The sequence below is a fragment of the Pedobacter rhodius genome (genome assembly GCF_027213645.1).
GTDB lineage: Bacteria > Bacteroidota > Bacteroidia > Sphingobacteriales > Sphingobacteriaceae > Pedobacter > Pedobacter rhodius.
In genome coordinates, this window is record NZ_JAPWGL010000001.1 from 726,797 (window position 1) to 742,836 (window position 16,040).

Annotated in this window: 14 protein-coding genes; 4 read left to right on the forward strand and 10 right to left on the reverse strand. The window is 35.7% G+C overall.

Features of this window, described 5'->3' with window-relative positions; genetic code table 11:
- Positions 1 to 98: 98 nt before the first annotated feature.
- From O0931_RS03315 to O0931_RS03335, 5 genes are all read right to left on the reverse strand, one after another.
- Complete coding sequence (locus O0931_RS03315; RefSeq protein ID WP_269414125.1) at positions 99 to 1,217, reverse strand: GNAT family N-acetyltransferase; 1,119 nt, start codon at positions 1,215 to 1,217, stop codon at positions 99 to 101.
- A 73-nt stretch (positions 1,218 to 1,290) separates the two neighbouring features.
- Positions 1,291 to 1,482, reverse strand: a complete 192-nt coding sequence (locus O0931_RS03320; protein ID WP_056850291.1) for a hypothetical protein — start codon at positions 1,480 to 1,482, stop codon at positions 1,291 to 1,293.
- Positions 1,483 to 1,571: 89 nt separating this feature from the next.
- Positions 1,572 to 2,138, reverse strand: a complete 567-nt coding sequence (gene scpB, locus O0931_RS03325) for an SMC-Scp complex subunit ScpB (RefSeq protein ID WP_269414126.1) — start codon at positions 2,136 to 2,138, stop codon at positions 1,572 to 1,574.
- A 251-nt stretch (positions 2,139 to 2,389) separates the two neighbouring features.
- A complete protein-coding gene (locus tag O0931_RS03330; RefSeq protein WP_269414127.1) occupies positions 2,390 to 5,392 on the reverse strand; it encodes a sensor histidine kinase in 3,003 nt (1,000 codons plus the stop codon).
- Positions 5,382 to 6,167: a LytR/AlgR family response regulator transcription factor gene (locus O0931_RS03335; RefSeq protein WP_269414128.1), complete on the reverse strand. Its 786-nt coding sequence runs from the start codon at positions 6,165 to 6,167 to the stop codon at positions 5,382 to 5,384. Before O0931_RS03335 ends, O0931_RS03330 begins: the two co-directional genes overlap by 11 nt.
- Before the next feature lie 128 nt (positions 6,168 to 6,295).
- On the opposite strand from O0931_RS03335, the gene O0931_RS03340 reads away from it, so the two are divergent.
- Both O0931_RS03340 and O0931_RS03345 read left to right on the forward strand, forming a co-directional pair.
- Entirely contained in the window at positions 6,296 to 7,018 is a 723-nt protein-coding gene (locus O0931_RS03340) for a ferritin-like domain-containing protein (RefSeq protein WP_269414129.1), read from the forward strand.
- An 18-nt stretch (positions 7,019 to 7,036) separates the two neighbouring features.
- Positions 7,037 to 7,897 (forward strand): ferritin-like domain-containing protein, encoded by an 861-nt coding sequence (locus tag O0931_RS03345; RefSeq protein ID WP_269414130.1) that lies wholly within the window; start codon positions 7,037 to 7,039, stop codon positions 7,895 to 7,897.
- 410 nt (positions 7,898 to 8,307) lie between these two features.
- On the opposite strand, the gene O0931_RS03350 is transcribed toward O0931_RS03345, so the two are convergent.
- From O0931_RS03350 to O0931_RS03360, 3 genes are all read right to left on the reverse strand, one after another.
- The gene (locus O0931_RS03350; protein WP_269414131.1) at positions 8,308 to 9,432 is read right to left on the reverse strand and encodes a CofH family radical SAM protein; all 1,125 of its coding nucleotides are present in this window, start codon (positions 9,430 to 9,432) and stop codon (positions 8,308 to 8,310) included.
- 348 nt (positions 9,433 to 9,780) lie between these two features.
- On the reverse strand, positions 9,781 to 10,449 hold the full coding sequence (locus tag O0931_RS03355; protein WP_269414132.1) for a hypothetical protein: 669 nt from the start codon (positions 10,447 to 10,449) through the stop codon (positions 9,781 to 9,783).
- An 8-nt stretch (positions 10,450 to 10,457) separates the two neighbouring features.
- On the reverse strand, positions 10,458 to 11,087 hold the full coding sequence (locus O0931_RS03360) for a hypothetical protein (RefSeq protein ID WP_269414133.1): 630 nt from the start codon (positions 11,085 to 11,087) through the stop codon (positions 10,458 to 10,460).
- Between the two features lie 164 nt (positions 11,088 to 11,251).
- Between O0931_RS03360 and O0931_RS03365 the strand changes: the two genes are divergently transcribed.
- Both O0931_RS03365 and O0931_RS03370 read left to right on the forward strand, forming a co-directional pair.
- The gene (locus O0931_RS03365) at positions 11,252 to 12,496 is read left to right on the forward strand and encodes a M16 family metallopeptidase (protein ID WP_269414559.1); all 1,245 of its coding nucleotides are present in this window, start codon (positions 11,252 to 11,254) and stop codon (positions 12,494 to 12,496) included.
- Positions 12,489 to 13,760, forward strand: coding sequence for a M16 family metallopeptidase (locus O0931_RS03370; RefSeq protein WP_269414134.1), 1,272 nt, complete (start codon positions 12,489 to 12,491; stop codon positions 13,758 to 13,760). Before O0931_RS03365 ends, O0931_RS03370 begins: the two co-directional genes overlap by 8 nt.
- Before the next feature lie 77 nt (positions 13,761 to 13,837).
- Here O0931_RS03370 and ppnP read toward each other — a convergent pair whose 3' ends face one another.
- Both ppnP and O0931_RS03380 read right to left on the reverse strand, forming a co-directional pair.
- Entirely contained in the window at positions 13,838 to 14,119 is a 282-nt protein-coding gene (ppnP, locus tag O0931_RS03375) for a pyrimidine/purine nucleoside phosphorylase (RefSeq protein WP_269414135.1), read from the reverse strand.
- Positions 14,120 to 14,144: 25 nt separating this feature from the next.
- Complete coding sequence (locus O0931_RS03380) at positions 14,145 to 16,040, reverse strand: DUF3857 and transglutaminase domain-containing protein (protein ID WP_269414136.1); 1,896 nt, start codon at positions 16,038 to 16,040, stop codon at positions 14,145 to 14,147.

Here is a 16,040-nt window from a genome sequence, read left to right on the forward strand (position 1 = left end):
GCTCATAATACATAGATTCTTCACTGCGTTCAGAACGACAAAAATAGAGTTATTAAAAATTGCTTCTTCGTTCGTGCCTTGCAATGACGAGTTAGCTATTAAAAAATCTTTCGCATCGTTAAATGCTTTTTACCAAACGTTGCGCCGGTAGCTTTGTGTATGGCTATCATTTGTTCGTTAAAATCGCCAACCCAACTTAATTCCAATTCTTTATATTGATTTTTTGGAAGTACGTATTCCCCCAGCCTGATAAATAAAACGGATTCTAAGCCATGTTTTTGAAATTTTGGCTTGGTTCCCATAACAATTGCACGCATACGGGTAACGCCAACCCAGCGGCGATAAGCAAACCTTAATTTTTCGATTATACCCAGCCTTCCGTTAAAACCTTTAATCATTTGGTTTGCATCGGGAATAAGTACGACGAAAGAAGCCGGTTCGCCATTAAAATATGCAAATTGGATTAAGTGCTCGTCCATAATGGGTTCCATACTTTTAAAACTCGCTTCTAAAGTTTCTTTTTTTATGGGAACAAAATTTTCAAAATCCTGCCAGCCATCGTTGTAAATTTCCATTAAATCGGCAATGTATTTCGCTGCATTCTTTTTGCTGAAATATTCAAAAGTATAGCCGGGCTTATTTCTTACCCAGTTGGCAATTTTTGTAAATCTTTCGGGAAAGGGGATGGTTAAATTGATATGATTGGTTAGTTGTTCGTACGCTGTTACAAAACCGTAAGCCTCGAAAAATTTTTTATAGTATGGAAAATTGTAATTCATACCGAAAGACGGGGGTGTAAAACCTTCAACTAATAATCCCCAGAAACTATCGTTTTCTCCAAAATTGATTGGTCCGTCCATAGCCTTCATACCATTCTCAACCAGCCATGTTTTGGCAGTATCAAATAACAAAAAAGCTGCCTTTTCATCATCTATACATTCGAAAAAGCCCATTCCGCCGGTTGGCTGTTCGTAATTGAATGCTTTTTTTTCGTTTATAAAAGCGGCAACTCTTCCTATTAATTTGCCGCCATCATCTTTCAAAATCCAGCGGGTACATTTACCATGGTTAAAGAAATGGTTTTTTTTAGGATCGAAAACATTTTCTACTTCCGAATCTAAAGGACAAATCCAGTTTTTGTCGTTTTTATAAAGGATTTTTGGAATTTCTAAAAAATCGTTTTTTAATGAAGAATTGGTAACCTGTATAATTTGCATGGGCAGATTTTAAAAATAAAAAGCATCCAACCAAACGGGCGGATGCTTTTCAAATATATAGTTTTTTTAAAAATTAGTAATCGTCGTCGTCATCATCAAAGTTGTCGAAATTATCTAAATCATCCAACGGTAAGTCAAAATCATCTTCGTCTTCATCTTGAGGTTTCTTTTTTGTTGTTTGAATATCGTCATCTTCAAGATCATCATCTTCGTCTACCTGTTTTTTGGTAGTTGGTTTAGTAGGGAGTTTCTTTGGCGCTTTCATAACACAAAAATAAAAATTGCTTTTATAGTTTAAAAATACGAAAAAACTTTTTCTAATAACAAACTGGTTTTAAACAAATTAAAATTAATTTATTCGGCAGCTTCTCCTATTGTATTTTCTTCTTTAGCAATGTCTTTTAACTGCGGGAGCTGAGACAGGTTATTTAAGCCGAAATAATCCATAAATAGGCTGCTTGTAGTATATAAAATTGGTCGGCCAGGTGTTTCTGCCTTTCCATCAATACTTATCAGTTCTTTTTCCAACAACCGCTGAACGGAATAATCAGAATTTACGCCCCTGATTTGTTCTATTTCCAGTTTGGTAATGGGTTGGCGATAGGCAATGATGGCAAGCGTTTCCATAGCCGCCTGACTTAATTTTTTCTTTGAGCGGTGTAGTTGAAGTTGATTTACCGTTTCGTGGTACGCTTTTTTTGTTAAAAACTGATAACCGTTATTAAGATTAACCAGTTCTATTGCAGTGTTATTGCTGTTGTATTTTTGCATAATTTCATCCAGGCTTTCAAAAACCTGGGTTTCGATAATTTCTTCCTCAAAAACAGCGTTTAAGGCTAAAATAATTTCTTGTACATTAATGCTTTGAACGGATGAAAATATCAGTGCTTCAATATGTCTGGTGATGGTATCCTTGGGCATAAACAAAAGTAGAAAATTTGGGCAAAAAAAAGCGGTCTCGCTTTTTAAAAAACAAGACCGCTTTTAACACACAAATGAAACCTGAATTAAGATATAGTTTTAGGTTAGGTTATTAAATATCTATATCAATTCTATAAGAACGTTTTGATAAACACTATCGTTTATTTCTAGTACAAGTTTAAGGCTAAACTCGATGCAACGTTATTTCTATTTAGTGAGTGGTATTAATAATTGAGTAAACGGTAATATTTCTATTTTAAAGGTATAGAAATAAATACGGTTGTACCATTTTCGGCGTTTTGGTGCACATCTAACTGTATAGGTTTTGCTTCAATCTGGCCTAAAAGATTCAGCCGTTCACGGGTTAACTGCATCCCTTTACTGATGTGTTTGTCTTTTTTTTCTTTTAAGGAGTTTTCAATACCGACACCATCATCAATAATTTTGATATTAAGATAATGATCACCCTGCAAACGGATATCGATTTCAATTTTTCCTCCGGTTTCTTTGGGCATTATACCATGCCATATTGCATTTTCAACATAAGGTTGTAAAAGCATCGACGGAATCAGGGTTTCATCTCTGTCAATATCATCATCTATATTTATTGTATATTGAAATTTATCACCAAAGCGGTTTTTTTCAAGTTTGAGGTATAAATTTAAGTATTCAAGTTCTTCTTCAATAGTGATGTAGCTTTTCGTACAAATTTCCAGGTTTTTTCTTATTAACCTGGCAAAGCCAGTTAAAACCTTATTTGCTGATGTAGTATTTTGGGTGTTAATATAATGCTGAATGGAATTCATCACATTAAAAACAAAATGTGGGTTCATCATGGCTTGCAGCGCTTGCTGCTCAAGCATTAAAATCCTGTTTTTTAAGCGCAGCTGTTGCTGTTCTTTATCTTTTTGCCTGCGGGTGATGTAAACGGCCAGTTTATAAAAAACATAACCTACAAGAAGAATTAAAATAGACAGAAACCAAAGGCTTTGCCAAAAATATTTTTTTATTGTGAAGGTAATTTTCGCCGATGGTCCCCAGTCGTTGTTCTGGCTTTTAGCACTTACTTCAAAAAGATAATCTCCGGCTTGCAATGCGGAAAAATCCAGCCGACGGGTACGGGTTTCAATCCATTTCGAATTTTCGTTTAAGCGATAGCGATAGGTGATGTCGCTTGTTGTAAAGTCTACCGCGCCAAAAGTAAAAAATATGGTATTGTTCCCGCTTTCAAAGGTGAAATTATCTTTGTTAACCGGTAAACGCTCCCCATCTTTAATAATGGATGTGATGTATACTTTCGGAAGGCTGCGCGTAGCATTATTGTTAATGTAGTTAAATAGGATTAATCCTTTATTTGTTGCAAAATAAGCGGTACTGTCATCGATATACAGGTTATTAACATCTTCGGTTAACAAATCTTTACCATAATCGAAGTTTATCACTTCGGTTCTGTCGGTATAACCCGAAATCTTATTAACACCTTTATTGGTAAGTGCCCAGATTTCATTATTTTTTATAAATAGTTTTGTACAGATGTCATTTGTTAAGCCATTTTTCTGGGTAATTTGCTTTATAATCTTATTATTTTTATAAAATAAAATTCCATAGCCATCTGTCGCTAAAATTAAGGTGCCATCCGGTAGCTGCTGAATATCATTTATCCTTTTAGTAAGCAGTACATTATTTTTAAAATGTTGAATTAACCTTCCATTTGCAAATTGAGATAAACCATTAACATTCGAAAACCACAAGCCACCGTTTCTGTCATAGAAAACGTGATAGGATCTGTCTTTAAAGAAATCTTCTTTTTCGCGGTATTTTAAGGAATTAAATTCAAGCTTCTTTATCCTGTCGGATAGGAAAACAACGCCCGATGAAAGTGCCAAAGCCAGTTTATGGTCTGTTTCGCTCAAACTGAAATGTTTAATAACAAACATGGAGTTGTTGGTTTCTTTGAGGTATTTAACATCATCTCTGGTTTTGTAAATGTTTTTGAAAACACCCAGGCCGTAGTCAGATGAAAAGTAAACAGATTCATTTTTCGAATCGAAAGTAATTTGTTTTATTGTTTTATATTTTTTGTAATCATCCAGCCCGACTTCGTCAATTTCATAATTTTTAATATTCAGGATATCAATTACAGCATCATCGGTGCCAAGCCAGAGCCTGTTTTTAGCATCTTTTGTAATGCTTTTAATTACATTGCTGCTTAAGCCGGATTCTGCATCAATAATCGATAGTCTGGAGTTTACATTTGGCAGCATATAAATCCCCTGATTTGTGGCAAACCACATGTTATCATTGCTATCTTTAATAGATTGATTTACCGAGATTCCCTGTAAATACATTACGGTTTTGCCACTTTGGTTCATCACCAACGCACCATTATTACTTGCCAGCCATACTTCTTTACCTTTATAATCATAATAAAAATAACCGGCCATATTTTTTAAAAGGTTATCAGGAATGGCAATCAGGCTTATTATCTTATTCTGCTTGTATTGTTTTAAGCCTTTTTCATCCAGGTAATAAAGTGAGCGATCTGGCGCATTACAAGCCGTCATATATGACAACGGATTAACCTGGTTATTTGTTAATTTAAAGCTTTTACCATCATATTTTTGCCTGCTTAAATCGCTATAAGCATAAATATTTCCAAATTCGTCTTCATGCAGAAATGCGTTTGTAAACTGTTCATTTACCTTCGGTGAAATAAATTTTTTAACGGATTTTCCGTCCCAGAGGATAATTAGGTTAGCATTTGTTCCCAGCCAGATTCTGCCTTTTTTATCTTCGAGAAAAGAAACAATTACCGTATTAGAGTTTAATTCTTTTAAAAGCTTGTTGTTGTTTCGGTTATAAAATTTACCATCTTTTAAATAGCTTAACTGACCGTTTAGTGCCAGAAACCAAAGCCGTTCTTCTCTGTCTTCTTTAATTTGTAGAATTTGTGTATCAGGTAAGCCATCTTCGATGCTGAAATTCTGGAAATTAGTGCCGTCGAACCGACTTAAGCCGGCATCGGTCGCAATCCAGATGAAGCCTTTTTTATCTTGTAAAATATAATAACAATTATTGCTTGCAAGACCATTTTTTGATGTATAATGTGGTAGGTATGTGGTTTGTGCAATAGCAGATTTCGATACAGTTAGGGTTAACAAAAAAAGTAAAAGCAAAAGCCGGAACACATTTTTTGTGTTAAAATATCGGATGTCATCCGAGAAGCCGGCTAAAATGTTTTTACTAATGCTCACCGTTGGATTTTGTAAATAGTTTTATTTTTTCGAAAAAATCGCTCGCCCTTCTACGCGATACGTTTATACTATCACCATTTTTCAGAAAGGCCTGTAAACCGTTTTTAGAATTATATTCTTTTAAATGATTAAGATTTATGATACTTGATTTATGTATGCGGACAAATTGCTCGGAAGGCAAAAGTTCTTCAAATTCGCGAAGTACTTTAGATACCGTTATTTTATCGTGATTACTTAAATGGAAAACCGAGTAATTGCTGTCGGCTTCTATATATATAATGTCATCCACATCAATCATTTTAAAACCCTGTCCGTAAGGAAGCGTTAGCTTTCTTATATCTGTACGGTTATTTAAGCTGGATGCCAGGTTTGTAATGCGTTCATCCTTTTTATCGAGTGTTTTATGCAAACGTGTATATTCAACAACTTTATCGACTGCGATTTTTAACTCATCAATATCTATCGGTTTTAAAAGATAATCCAATGCGTTTGCTTTAATTGCTTTTAATGCATACTGGTCATAAGCCGTAGTAAATATTACAGCCGCATTATGTTGTTGCGCATCAGGAATAAGTTCAAAGCCGTTACCGCCGGGCATGGCAATATCCAGAAAAATTAAATTGATAGAATGGTGTGCCAGAATATCCTTTGCTTCGGCAACAGAGCGGGCTATTCCGGTAATTTCTACCTGCGGACAATTCTGCTGCAGTAAAAAGAAAAGAGATGAGCGTGCAAACTCCTCATCATCAACAATAATCGCTTTTAGTGTGGTCATAGCAATAGGTTTGTGAATGTATTAAAAACGAGTTGTAAAAAAAAATCAAAAAGCAAAAAACCGCTTACAGAATTGTCACGTATATATCAGCAAAACCGAGATTTAAAAATCCATAAACGTAAAAAAATATGAAAAACAATGAACTAGAAATTAAAGATGAACTTAAAGAGAAAAGTTTATTTAATGGTAGTTTAGGCCGCAGGTCTTTTCTACAGTTTGCCGGTGCTAGTGCTGCCGGAATGGCTTTGGTTGCTGCCGGTTGTAAAAAAGATCGTGGTTATCCTGATATGAATGCAGGCGCAACTTTAGATTTTAAAGATGACTTTGGTGTATTGAATTATGCTTATGCTTTAGAGCAATTAGAGGCTGCGTTTTATGTTAAAGTAGCTTCTGCTCCGCCATCATCCTTTACCGCTGCTCAGAAAGCGTACTTCCAGGATATTCAGTTTCATGAAATTGCGCACAGAGAGTTTTTCAAAAATGCTTTAAGTACTGCTGCTATCGGAAGTTTGGAAGTTGATTTTTCTTCGATAGATTTTACAAGCGCAACCAGCGTTTTAGGTGCTGCTATGACTTTTGAAGATTTAGGTGTTGCAGCTTACAATGGTGCAGGTGTACGTATAAAAACTGATGCTTATTTAGTTTTGGCAGGTAAAATTGTTTCTGTAGAAGCTCGCCATGCCGCTTATATTAGAGATATTATTTCAAATGGTTCTTTTGCTGATTTGAATAGTTTAACTGCTTTAGGTGCAAATAATGCAGCTGGTTTAGATGGAGCATTAACACCTGATAAAGTTTTAGCAGCAGCAGGTAAATACATCAAAACAAAAATTAACGTAATTAATCTTTAATCTTAATCTCCTGAAATCATGAATATCGTAAATATATTAGAAGAAATTGAAAAAGTTGACGGTGAAATCTATGAAAGATTAAGCCCGAGAAGATCTGCAATGAAAGATTTTTACTCAATGGGTAAAAAGATCGCTTTCGCAGCAGCACCACTTGCATTAGGTTCGATGTTTACAAAAGCTTATGGCCAAACTTTGCCAACTGCAGTTGTTAATACATTAAACTTTGCTTTATCATTAGAGTATTTAGAATATCACTTCTATAACCATGCGTTATTAGGTACTGATGTTACTTTTGCTTATCCAACTACTGCGGCTAAGGCAGCGATTACTACAATCCGCGATCACGAATTAGCTCACGTAAATTTATTAAAAGGCGCTTTAGGTACTTCTGCAAGAGCTGAAATTACTTATGCAATGACAGATTTTACCGCTAGTGGTACTTTTGGTGATGTTTATCAAAACTATTTGACTTTCTTGAAAGTTGCTTTAGGTTTTGAAGATACAGGCGTTAGAGCTTATAAAGGCCAGGCAACTGTATTGAAAGGTTTATCTGTTTTAACAACAGCTTTACAAATTCACTCTGTAGAAGCCCGTCACGCTTCACATATCCGTCAGATGCTTGCAGCAGCAGGTGCTTCAATTAAACCTTGGATTAGCCTTGGTGCTGGTGGTATTGCTAACGATACAGGCGTGCCTCAAGTAGACCCGGTTTATGCAGGTGAGAGTTTAGATGTACAGGCTGGCGTAACCATTACAGGTATTAATGGAAACACAGGTGTTACTAAAGCAGCTGCTGTAGAATGTTTTGATGAGCCGTTAGACGGTGCCAGTGTAGCCGTAATCGCAAACTTATTCCTTAGAACAGGCTCTAAGCTTTAATTTTAATACGGAGAAGATCTACATTATTTTGAGTAGGTAATGTTTAGTTTAAGGTAGGGAAGTAGGACTTAGGTTTTACTTCCCTTTTTTTTAAGCCCAGGATTTAGGGATTATAAGATTTACAGGATTATAATCAGGGTTTTTAAGATTATAGGATTGGTTTGTAAAATAAGTTTTCTTTTACTTCATCCCTTTTTAGACCAGGATTTTAGGGATTATAAGATTTACAGCATTACAATCAGGGATTTTTAAGATGATGGGATTTTAAGATTGGTTTGTAAAATAAGTTTTCCTTTACATCATCAGTTTTCCATATAATAAGCGGTTATTCCCGGCCATCTGTGTCTCCATCTTCCATCCCACATTTTCCATCCCACATCTTCCATCTCCCATTTTCCATCTTACGCCTATTAATAAGTAATCACCTGTTCTTCTAAATGCTCAGGTAAATCGCGGTAATTGTATTTTTGTCCGCGGAGTTGTGGCTCGAAACCGGCAGCTTTTATCGATTGCTGGATTCCATTCGCTGTAAATCTATGTGGTGCACCTGCAGCAGAGACAACGTTTTCTTCAATCATAATTGAACCAAAATCGTTTGCACCTGCATGTAAGCATAATTGTGCTGTTGTTTTACCAACGGTTAACCAGCTTGCCTGTATGTTTTTAATGTTTGGCAACATGATTCTGCTTAATGCGATCATACGGATATATTCATCGGCAGTAACTGTGTTGCTGATTCCTCTAAGTCTTTTCAATAAAGTGCCGTCATCCTGGAAAGGCCATGGGATGAATGCTAAAAATCCATTTGCATCTGCCGGTTTTTCACTTTGAACCTGACGAATCCAAACCAAATGTTCAAAACGTTCTTCAATGGTTTCTACATGGCCGAACATCATCGTTGCAGAAGTTGTGATATCCAGCTGATGGCAGGCCCGCATAACGTCAAGCCATTCCTGTCCGCCACATTTGCCTTTAGAAATCAGTCGTCTTACACGGTCGTTCAAAATTTCTGCACCGGCACCTGGTAGCGAATCCATTCCGGCTTCTTTCAATGTTTTTAAAACCTCGGTATGGCTGATGCCTTCCAGTTTTGCGACATGGGCAATTTCCGGCGGACCTAATGCATGCAGTTTTAAATCAGGATATAATTCTTTTAGTTTTTTAAATAAGTCTGCGTAGAAAGCCAAGCCTAAATCGGGATGGTGCCCGCCTTGTAATAACAATTGGTCGCCGCCTAAGCGGAAAGTTTCTTCAATTTTAACTTTATAGGTTTCAATATCCGTAATGTAGCTTTCATCATGCCCAGGACGGCGGAAGAAATTGCAGAATTTACAATTGGCAATACATACATTAGTCGTATTTACATTCCTATCAATTTGCCAGGTAACTTTACCACTCGGAACCTGAATTTTTCTAAGTTCATTGGCTACAAACATCAAAGATGCTGTATCCGCATTGTGGTAAAGATGTACACCTTCTTCAATGCTTAAAAAATCGAAATGTAATGCCCGTTGTAATAAATCCGCAGTTATCATAAAGCAAAAATACAAGAAATATATAGCCCTATAATCACAGATTTATAAAAAAGCAAGATATGCCTTGGAAATGGTTTAAATTTCGACATCTTTTTAACATATTGAATTTTAAAATTCATGGCATTAAGATTCCCGTCTGCGGTAGGCAGTTGCGAGCATGACGACTAGTGGAGAACAATCTGCGGTAATCCGTAAAATCTGCGGGAGCTTTATAAGATTTGCCACGAACACGAAGGTACGGAAATTACAAGATTTTTAAATTTATGGGATTAAGATTTCCACCTGCGCGAGAATGACGGCTATTGGAGAACAAATCTGCGGGAACTTTAGCTATGTAAGAACAGCTGCTTAATTCTGTTTGCCGGTATCAACTTTTTTCTTAAATAAATTTCGAAAATCATTTGCCTGTTTTTTCATTTCATCGATACGTTTTTTTGTTGTATCTCTTACTTTGGTTAAATCTTCATTGGCCTTTGTCACATTTTGTTTAACCTGTTTTTCACCATCAGTTACCGCATCAGAAACTTGTTGTATTTGTTTCTGGCTTGTAGCTATCGCATCGGAAGCTTGCTTTATTTTTTTACTGGCCCTGAATGTGCCACTGTCTATAATTTTTTTTGCAGCTAGCAAAGGTTCTTTTTTTAAATCGTTTTCATATGTTGCTGCTCCTAAGGCCGGCGCTACAGTTGTTGTATCGTTAGGCGCTTTACCCAGGGCGGTGTTGGTTTTGACCAGCAATTGCTCATATTCCGGTTTTACGATACCACCATTTTCGGTATAGTAAGTCTTGCTTTTTAAGTAACCGGTTTTCGCCGCTTCTAATTGTACTTTCGCCGCGGCTATTCTGGTTGTATCGTTGCTCGCCACAGCAGCATCATAGGCTAGCTGGGCATCGGTCAATGCCATCGCAGCGGTTTCATAAGATTTTGTAAAATCTATTTTTTCATCTTTTTTTGTTGCTGTGTTACACGCAGTTAAGCTAAAGGCCAGGAAACAAATTGCAATTATATATCTCATCTTATTTGTTATTTGGAAGTGGTAAATTGGTCAACTATTTTTTTTAAGGATGCTGTTTCCTGCGCTTCATCAATCTTGCCGTCTAATCTTTCAATTTCCAGATTATTGATGCTTTTGGCAAATTCTAAATATTTCAGGTAGCTGTTCAGCACTTCAATTTTTGTTCCATTATTGTCCTGATCTGCATTATTAAGATTTTTTACAAATGTTCCCATGTTATCGATACACACAATATAAGCCTGAAAGGCGTTCGGGCTGAAGTAATCATTAACCATATTATTGGTTTCCAGCTGTGGATATAGCTTGGGCAATTCAACAGGTGTTTTCTTTAAAATTTCGGTTAAATTTACTCCTGAACTTGCCGTATTCAGGTACATTCCTTTGGTTTTCATCTGACAGTTTTCTATTGCCAGATTTGTCGTATTCAACAACTTAATTAAATTGTTTTTCTGATTAATGTTATCCAGGAAAGTGTTTACGGATAAAGCAATAAATAATCCGATAAATGTCGAAATGAGCGAAAGAAGAAAGCCAAATGTTTCGCCATTATTTTTGCGCCATTGACTCTCTTTTCTGAAATTAAGCATAAAAAGGCTTAAACTAACCAATATCAGAGCTATTATACTGTATGTAAGCATATATTTTTGGATTTTATTTTGTTAAAATTAATTGATTTTCGCCAAAAAAAGAATCCATTAGCTTATTGATAAAAAATGAGTCACCCGTGGCGAATTATCATAAATCGGGCAATTTAATAATGAAACAATTCCGCAATTCAACAATTCATTTATCTTTGTTGCCTATGGTAGATTTTAATCGCTTTACGTTGTCCAATGGTTTAAGAGTTTTAGTTCATGAAGATGCAACTACTCCAATGGCTGTTTTAAATATATTATATGATGTTGGTGCCCGTGATGAGGATCCCGAAAAAACAGGCTTCGCTCATTTATTTGAACATCTGATGTTTGGAGGTTCAGTCAATATTCCGAGTTACGATGAACCACTTCAACGTGTGGGTGGCGAAAATAATGCGTTTACGAGTAATGATATAACAAACTATTACATCACCTTACCCGCGGAGAACTTAGAAACCGCTTTTTGGCTGGAGAGCGACAGGATGTTAAGTCTTGCATTTTCCGAAAAAAGCCTTGAAACTCAAATTAATGTGGTTAGCGAAGAATTTAAACAACGCTATCTTAATCAACCTTATGGTGATGTCTGGTTGAAATTGCGTCCGCTGGCGTATAAAACACATTCATATCGCTGGGCCACAATCGGTAAAGAGCTTTCTCATATTGAAGATGCGAAAATGAGTGATGTGAAAGCCTTCTTTCATAAACATTATAACCCAAAAAATGCAATTTTAGTTGTAGGCGGAAATGTTAAAACAGAAGATGTAAAAAAATTAGCTGAAAAATGGTTTGAACCGATTCCTTCGGGAGAAAAATATTTGAGAAATTTACCTCAGGAAGAAAACCAAACAGAAGCCAGGGTTGAAACGGTTAGGGCGAACGTTCCGCTTAATGCCATTTATGTTGCTTTTAAAATGCCCGGCCGGTTAAGTAACGATTATTATGCCTATGATTTGTTATCTGATATTCTTTCGGGCGGAAAATCTTCCAGGTTGCACAATAGTCTGTTAAAAGAACAACAGCTTTTCAGCGATATAAACGCATATATTTCAAGTAGTTTAGACCCGGGTTTATTTATTGTAGAAGGAAAGCTTGTTGAGGGCGTTTCGATTGAAAGGGCAGAAGCCGCAATTTGGGCAGAACTCGAAAAAATAAAAACCGAACTTGTTGCCGCAGATGAATTAACGAAAGTAAAAAATAAAGTTGAATCTGTTTTGGTGTTTTCTGAAATGAACCTGCTTGATAAGGCGATGAACCTGGCTTATTATGAATTACTTGGCGATGCAGATATTTTGAATAAGGAAGCAGCCCAATATTTAAAGGTTGAGGCAGAAGATATCAAAAGAATCTCTAAGGAAACTTTCGAAAAAAATTCATCATCTACATTATATTATTTAACTGACGAACATGCTTAACCGTACGCAAGCGCCTGATTTTAAGCAGGTATCAACCATAAATTTTATTCAACCTGAAAAAACGTTTTTAGATAATGATATAGCTGTTTTTACCACTTATTCAGGCGAACAGGATCTGGTGCGTATAGAATTTATATTCAATAATGTAAACTGGAATCCGGATAAACCTCTACAAGCGATTGCCGTGAGCGCAATGCTTAACAATGGAACTAAAAAATTCAGTTCTAAAGAAATTGCAGAAAATATTGATTTTTATGGGGCATTTTTTCAGACCGAATATGGGCAGGATCAGTCTACGGTAACACTATATTCCCTAAATAAACATTTAGCATCAGTTTTACCCATCGTTAAGGATGTACTCTCCGATAGTCAGTTTCCACAGAAGGAACTTGATATTTATATTCAAAATCAAAAACAGAAATTACAGGTTAACCTGCAGAAAAACGACATTTTATCCCGTAAAGAATTCTCACATGCTTTATTTGGAGACACGGCTTATGGTGTCGATATTCAGTTAAAACATTACGATGCTGTAAAACGCGATGATTTATTAGACTATTTTAAAGCGGCCTATCAACCGGATAATTGTACAATTATTGTTGCAGGAAAGTTTAATGAAGAAAGTTTTTCGTTATTGAATGCGCAGTTTGGAAAAAACTGGGAAAAAAGTGAAGCTGTTAAAAATAATTTCAGCTTTGAACCTTCAAAGCGAACTGAAGTTTATAAAGAAAAGTCAGAATCGCTGCAATCTGCCATTCGCATCGGTCAATTAGCGGTTAATCGCAAACATGAGGATTTTGCCGGTTTGCAAATTCTAAACTGTGTTTTGGGTGGCTATTTTGGGTCTCGCTTAATGAATAATATCCGTGAGGATAAAGGTTATACCTACGGCATTGGATCGGGCATCGTTTCTTTAAAAAATGCTGGCTATTTCTTTATTGCAACCGAAGTAGGTACTGATGTTTGCTCAGCAGCATTAACTGAAATTTATAAAGAAATAAATTTGTTAAAAAATGAGTTGGTTGAAGAGGAGGAACTTGAACTGGTTAGAAATTATATGTTGGGCTCCATGCTTGGCAGCCTTGAAAATGTTTTTTCGCATGCTGATAAATTTAAAAATATTTATTTTGCAGGGTTGGATTATAGTTACTACGAAAATTATATTAATAAAGTAAAGACAATTTCAGCAGAAGAAATTAGAAATTTAGCTAATAAATACCTTAAAACGGAAACCTTTACTGAGGTTATTGTAGGCAGGAAGTAGTTCAATTGGTAGTTGCCAGTTTGCAACTTTAAACTGATTAAATAGGGGTAGAACTGCAATGTCTACGCCTATTTTTTTTATCTGTACTGACATAAATATACAGTTTGAACTTCCGTTTTTACTTTGAATGATGAATTTGCGGAGACTTCAAAACATGTTCCTGCCGGAAATATTTTCCATTCAGCACTTTCCGGAATCAAAGCGGATAATTCACCTTCAATTACATTCATAATTTCTTTTTGAGCCGTTCCAAACTCATATTCGCCCGGATTAATAATGCCCACAGTTGATTTCCCTTCGGCAGTTTCATAGCCTAGAGACTTTACATTTCCATCGAAATATTGGTTTTCGCTTATCATAATTAATATCCTGAATAGTTAACGTTTATGGTGCTTTCGCTAAAACAGCTTTTTGCTTGTCGGCCTGATATATTTTTTTATAAAAATCTACGTATTCGTTATATTTTTCTGGTGGATATTTTTTATCATTCATCATTTGGGTACGGGTATAAACAATGATATTGTCTTTAGATGTGAACTTTGCCGTGTAAGACCCAAACTCTGAGTTAATTGCAATATCCTTGGGAATAAATTCTACCTTGAATCCATTTGGCAAAGCATAAGTTATTTCATCTTCATCAGTATAACTGAACGGTACTGCGAAATATGTTTTTCTATTTTCAACTTTAGGCGGAATACTTTCTTTTCGATTAACCTGATTGAGCATTAAAAAGAACCTATCACCACCTTTTGTTAAAATCTGATTACTTTTTAAATTTATCTCTTCAGTCATCACCGGAAGATTTCTATTTACCTGTTCATATTTAAAGGTAGTCAGTTCAGCTCCGGGGATATCATTTCTTTCGATTAAAATTTTTCTTTGTTCAATGGGTTCTTTTAATAGCATGGTGAAATTATCTTCGAACTGCGCATTTCCATATAAAGATTTTATGCTTATATCGGCAATACCGTCTTCGGAGAAATTTATTTTAGTTTTTCTGATTTGGTAATTGTCTTTAGCTGAATAAGCAGGCGTATGTACAATTTTTCCTCCGGCATCGGTAATCATTAGAACATTTCTGTCGGCATTATCATAGCCAATAAATCCCATAGGTTTATATTGACTTGTACACTCTAAATATGTTGTGTCTTTTGGCAAGGGTACGCATAAAATCATATGATTTGCCTGGCCTATACTTGAATAATTTTGGTTTAAGCTGGGCATTCCGTTGCCGATGACAATAAGATTAGAAGAAATTCCAACTTCATTTAATAATGCTTTCATATAGTTAGATAATGCCTTACAGTCACCATAATTCACCTGCGCTACTTTTTCAGCTAAAATAGGCCTGAACCCACCAACGCCCAGTTGTACACTTACGTAACGTGTATTTTGTTGTAAGTAATTGTATAGAATTTGAATTTTCTCTTTTGGCGTTTTGGCATCTTTTACCAGTTTTTGTAACAGGGCCCTGGTCACATCGGGCAACCTGTTTCCGCCTTCATTTAATTTATAAATCCAGGCACCAAAATTTTTCCAGTTATTAAAGTTCCCTGTTGTATTATCAAATTCAAATTCATTTGGTGATGCTTTAACCCAGGCTGAGATATTGTCTACACCAACGGCCATTGGTTCTCTTGTAACCGCCTGAACATTGTTGCTTTTCCAGCTATATTTAACTTTATCGCCAATGGTTACAGAATCTGTTTTTAAATCTGTGCTGGTTAAATATCTAAGCTGATAAAATTTGTTTTTCTGGATGGTATAAGCTGATTGTTCTACCGAAATATCAAAGCCTTTTATAGCTCTCCATGAAGGTAAGTTTAGCAGTCCGTTAAAATTTTGGGTAAAACTATATTCAATAGTGTATGGATAGCTATTGCTTATGAATTTTAATAATTTCACGCGATTGTCTTGGAATAGAGAAAAACCGTCAGAAGCCAGCTGGTCTCGGATATCAGATGATTTGTAATCTCTTATTTTTTTTCCCGCTGCATCGTACATCGCCGCTTTAATATTCGAAATATTCGAAAAGTTATCATAAACTTCTGCCATTTCAGCTAAGTCATCACCGGCTTTATTTAAAACAGTTATGGCAATTTTATACTCGTATTGAGCTGAGCCTATACTTTTAATATCGAAAAACTGCTCTTCATTCCTAACGACAGCAATAGCGTCTTTTTTTAAATTTTCAGGTATTTTTGCTACATCATAAATTCCCTGGGCTGATGTGGTATAAAAAAATGAAACTAATAAAAATAAACTAAGTAAATTCTTCAT

Coding starts and splice junctions, on each gene's coding strand:
- O0931_RS03315 (WP_269414125.1), bottom strand. CDS start 1,217: ATGCAAATTATACAGGTTACCAATTCTTCATTAAAAAACGATTTTTTA.
- O0931_RS03320 (WP_056850291.1), bottom strand. CDS start 1,482: ATGAAAGCGCCAAAGAAACTCCCTACTAAACCAACTACCAAAAAACAG.
- scpB (WP_269414126.1), bottom strand. CDS start 2,138: ATGCCCAAGGATACCATCACCAGACATATTGAAGCACTGATATTTTCA.
- O0931_RS03335 (WP_269414128.1), bottom strand. CDS start 6,167: ATGACCACACTAAAAGCGATTATTGTTGATGATGAGGAGTTTGCACGC.
- O0931_RS03340 (WP_269414129.1), top strand. CDS start 6,296: ATGAAAAACAATGAACTAGAAATTAAAGATGAACTTAAAGAGAAAAGT.
- O0931_RS03345 (WP_269414130.1), top strand. CDS start 7,037: ATGAATATCGTAAATATATTAGAAGAAATTGAAAAAGTTGACGGTGAA.
- O0931_RS03350 (WP_269414131.1), bottom strand. CDS start 9,432: ATGATAACTGCGGATTTATTACAACGGGCATTACATTTCGATTTTTTA.
- O0931_RS03355 (WP_269414132.1), bottom strand. CDS start 10,449: ATGAGATATATAATTGCAATTTGTTTCCTGGCCTTTAGCTTAACTGCG.
- O0931_RS03360 (WP_269414133.1), bottom strand. CDS start 11,087: ATGCTTACATACAGTATAATAGCTCTGATATTGGTTAGTTTAAGCCTT.
- O0931_RS03365 (WP_269414559.1), top strand. CDS start 11,252: ATGGTAGATTTTAATCGCTTTACGTTGTCCAATGGTTTAAGAGTTTTA.
- O0931_RS03370 (WP_269414134.1), top strand. CDS start 12,489: ATGCTTAACCGTACGCAAGCGCCTGATTTTAAGCAGGTATCAACCATA.
- ppnP (WP_269414135.1), bottom strand. CDS start 14,119: ATGATAAGCGAAAACCAATATTTCGATGGAAATGTAAAGTCTCTAGGC.
- O0931_RS03380 (WP_269414136.1), bottom strand. CDS start 16,040: ATGAAGAATTTACTTAGTTTATTTTTATTAGTTTCATTTTTTTATACC.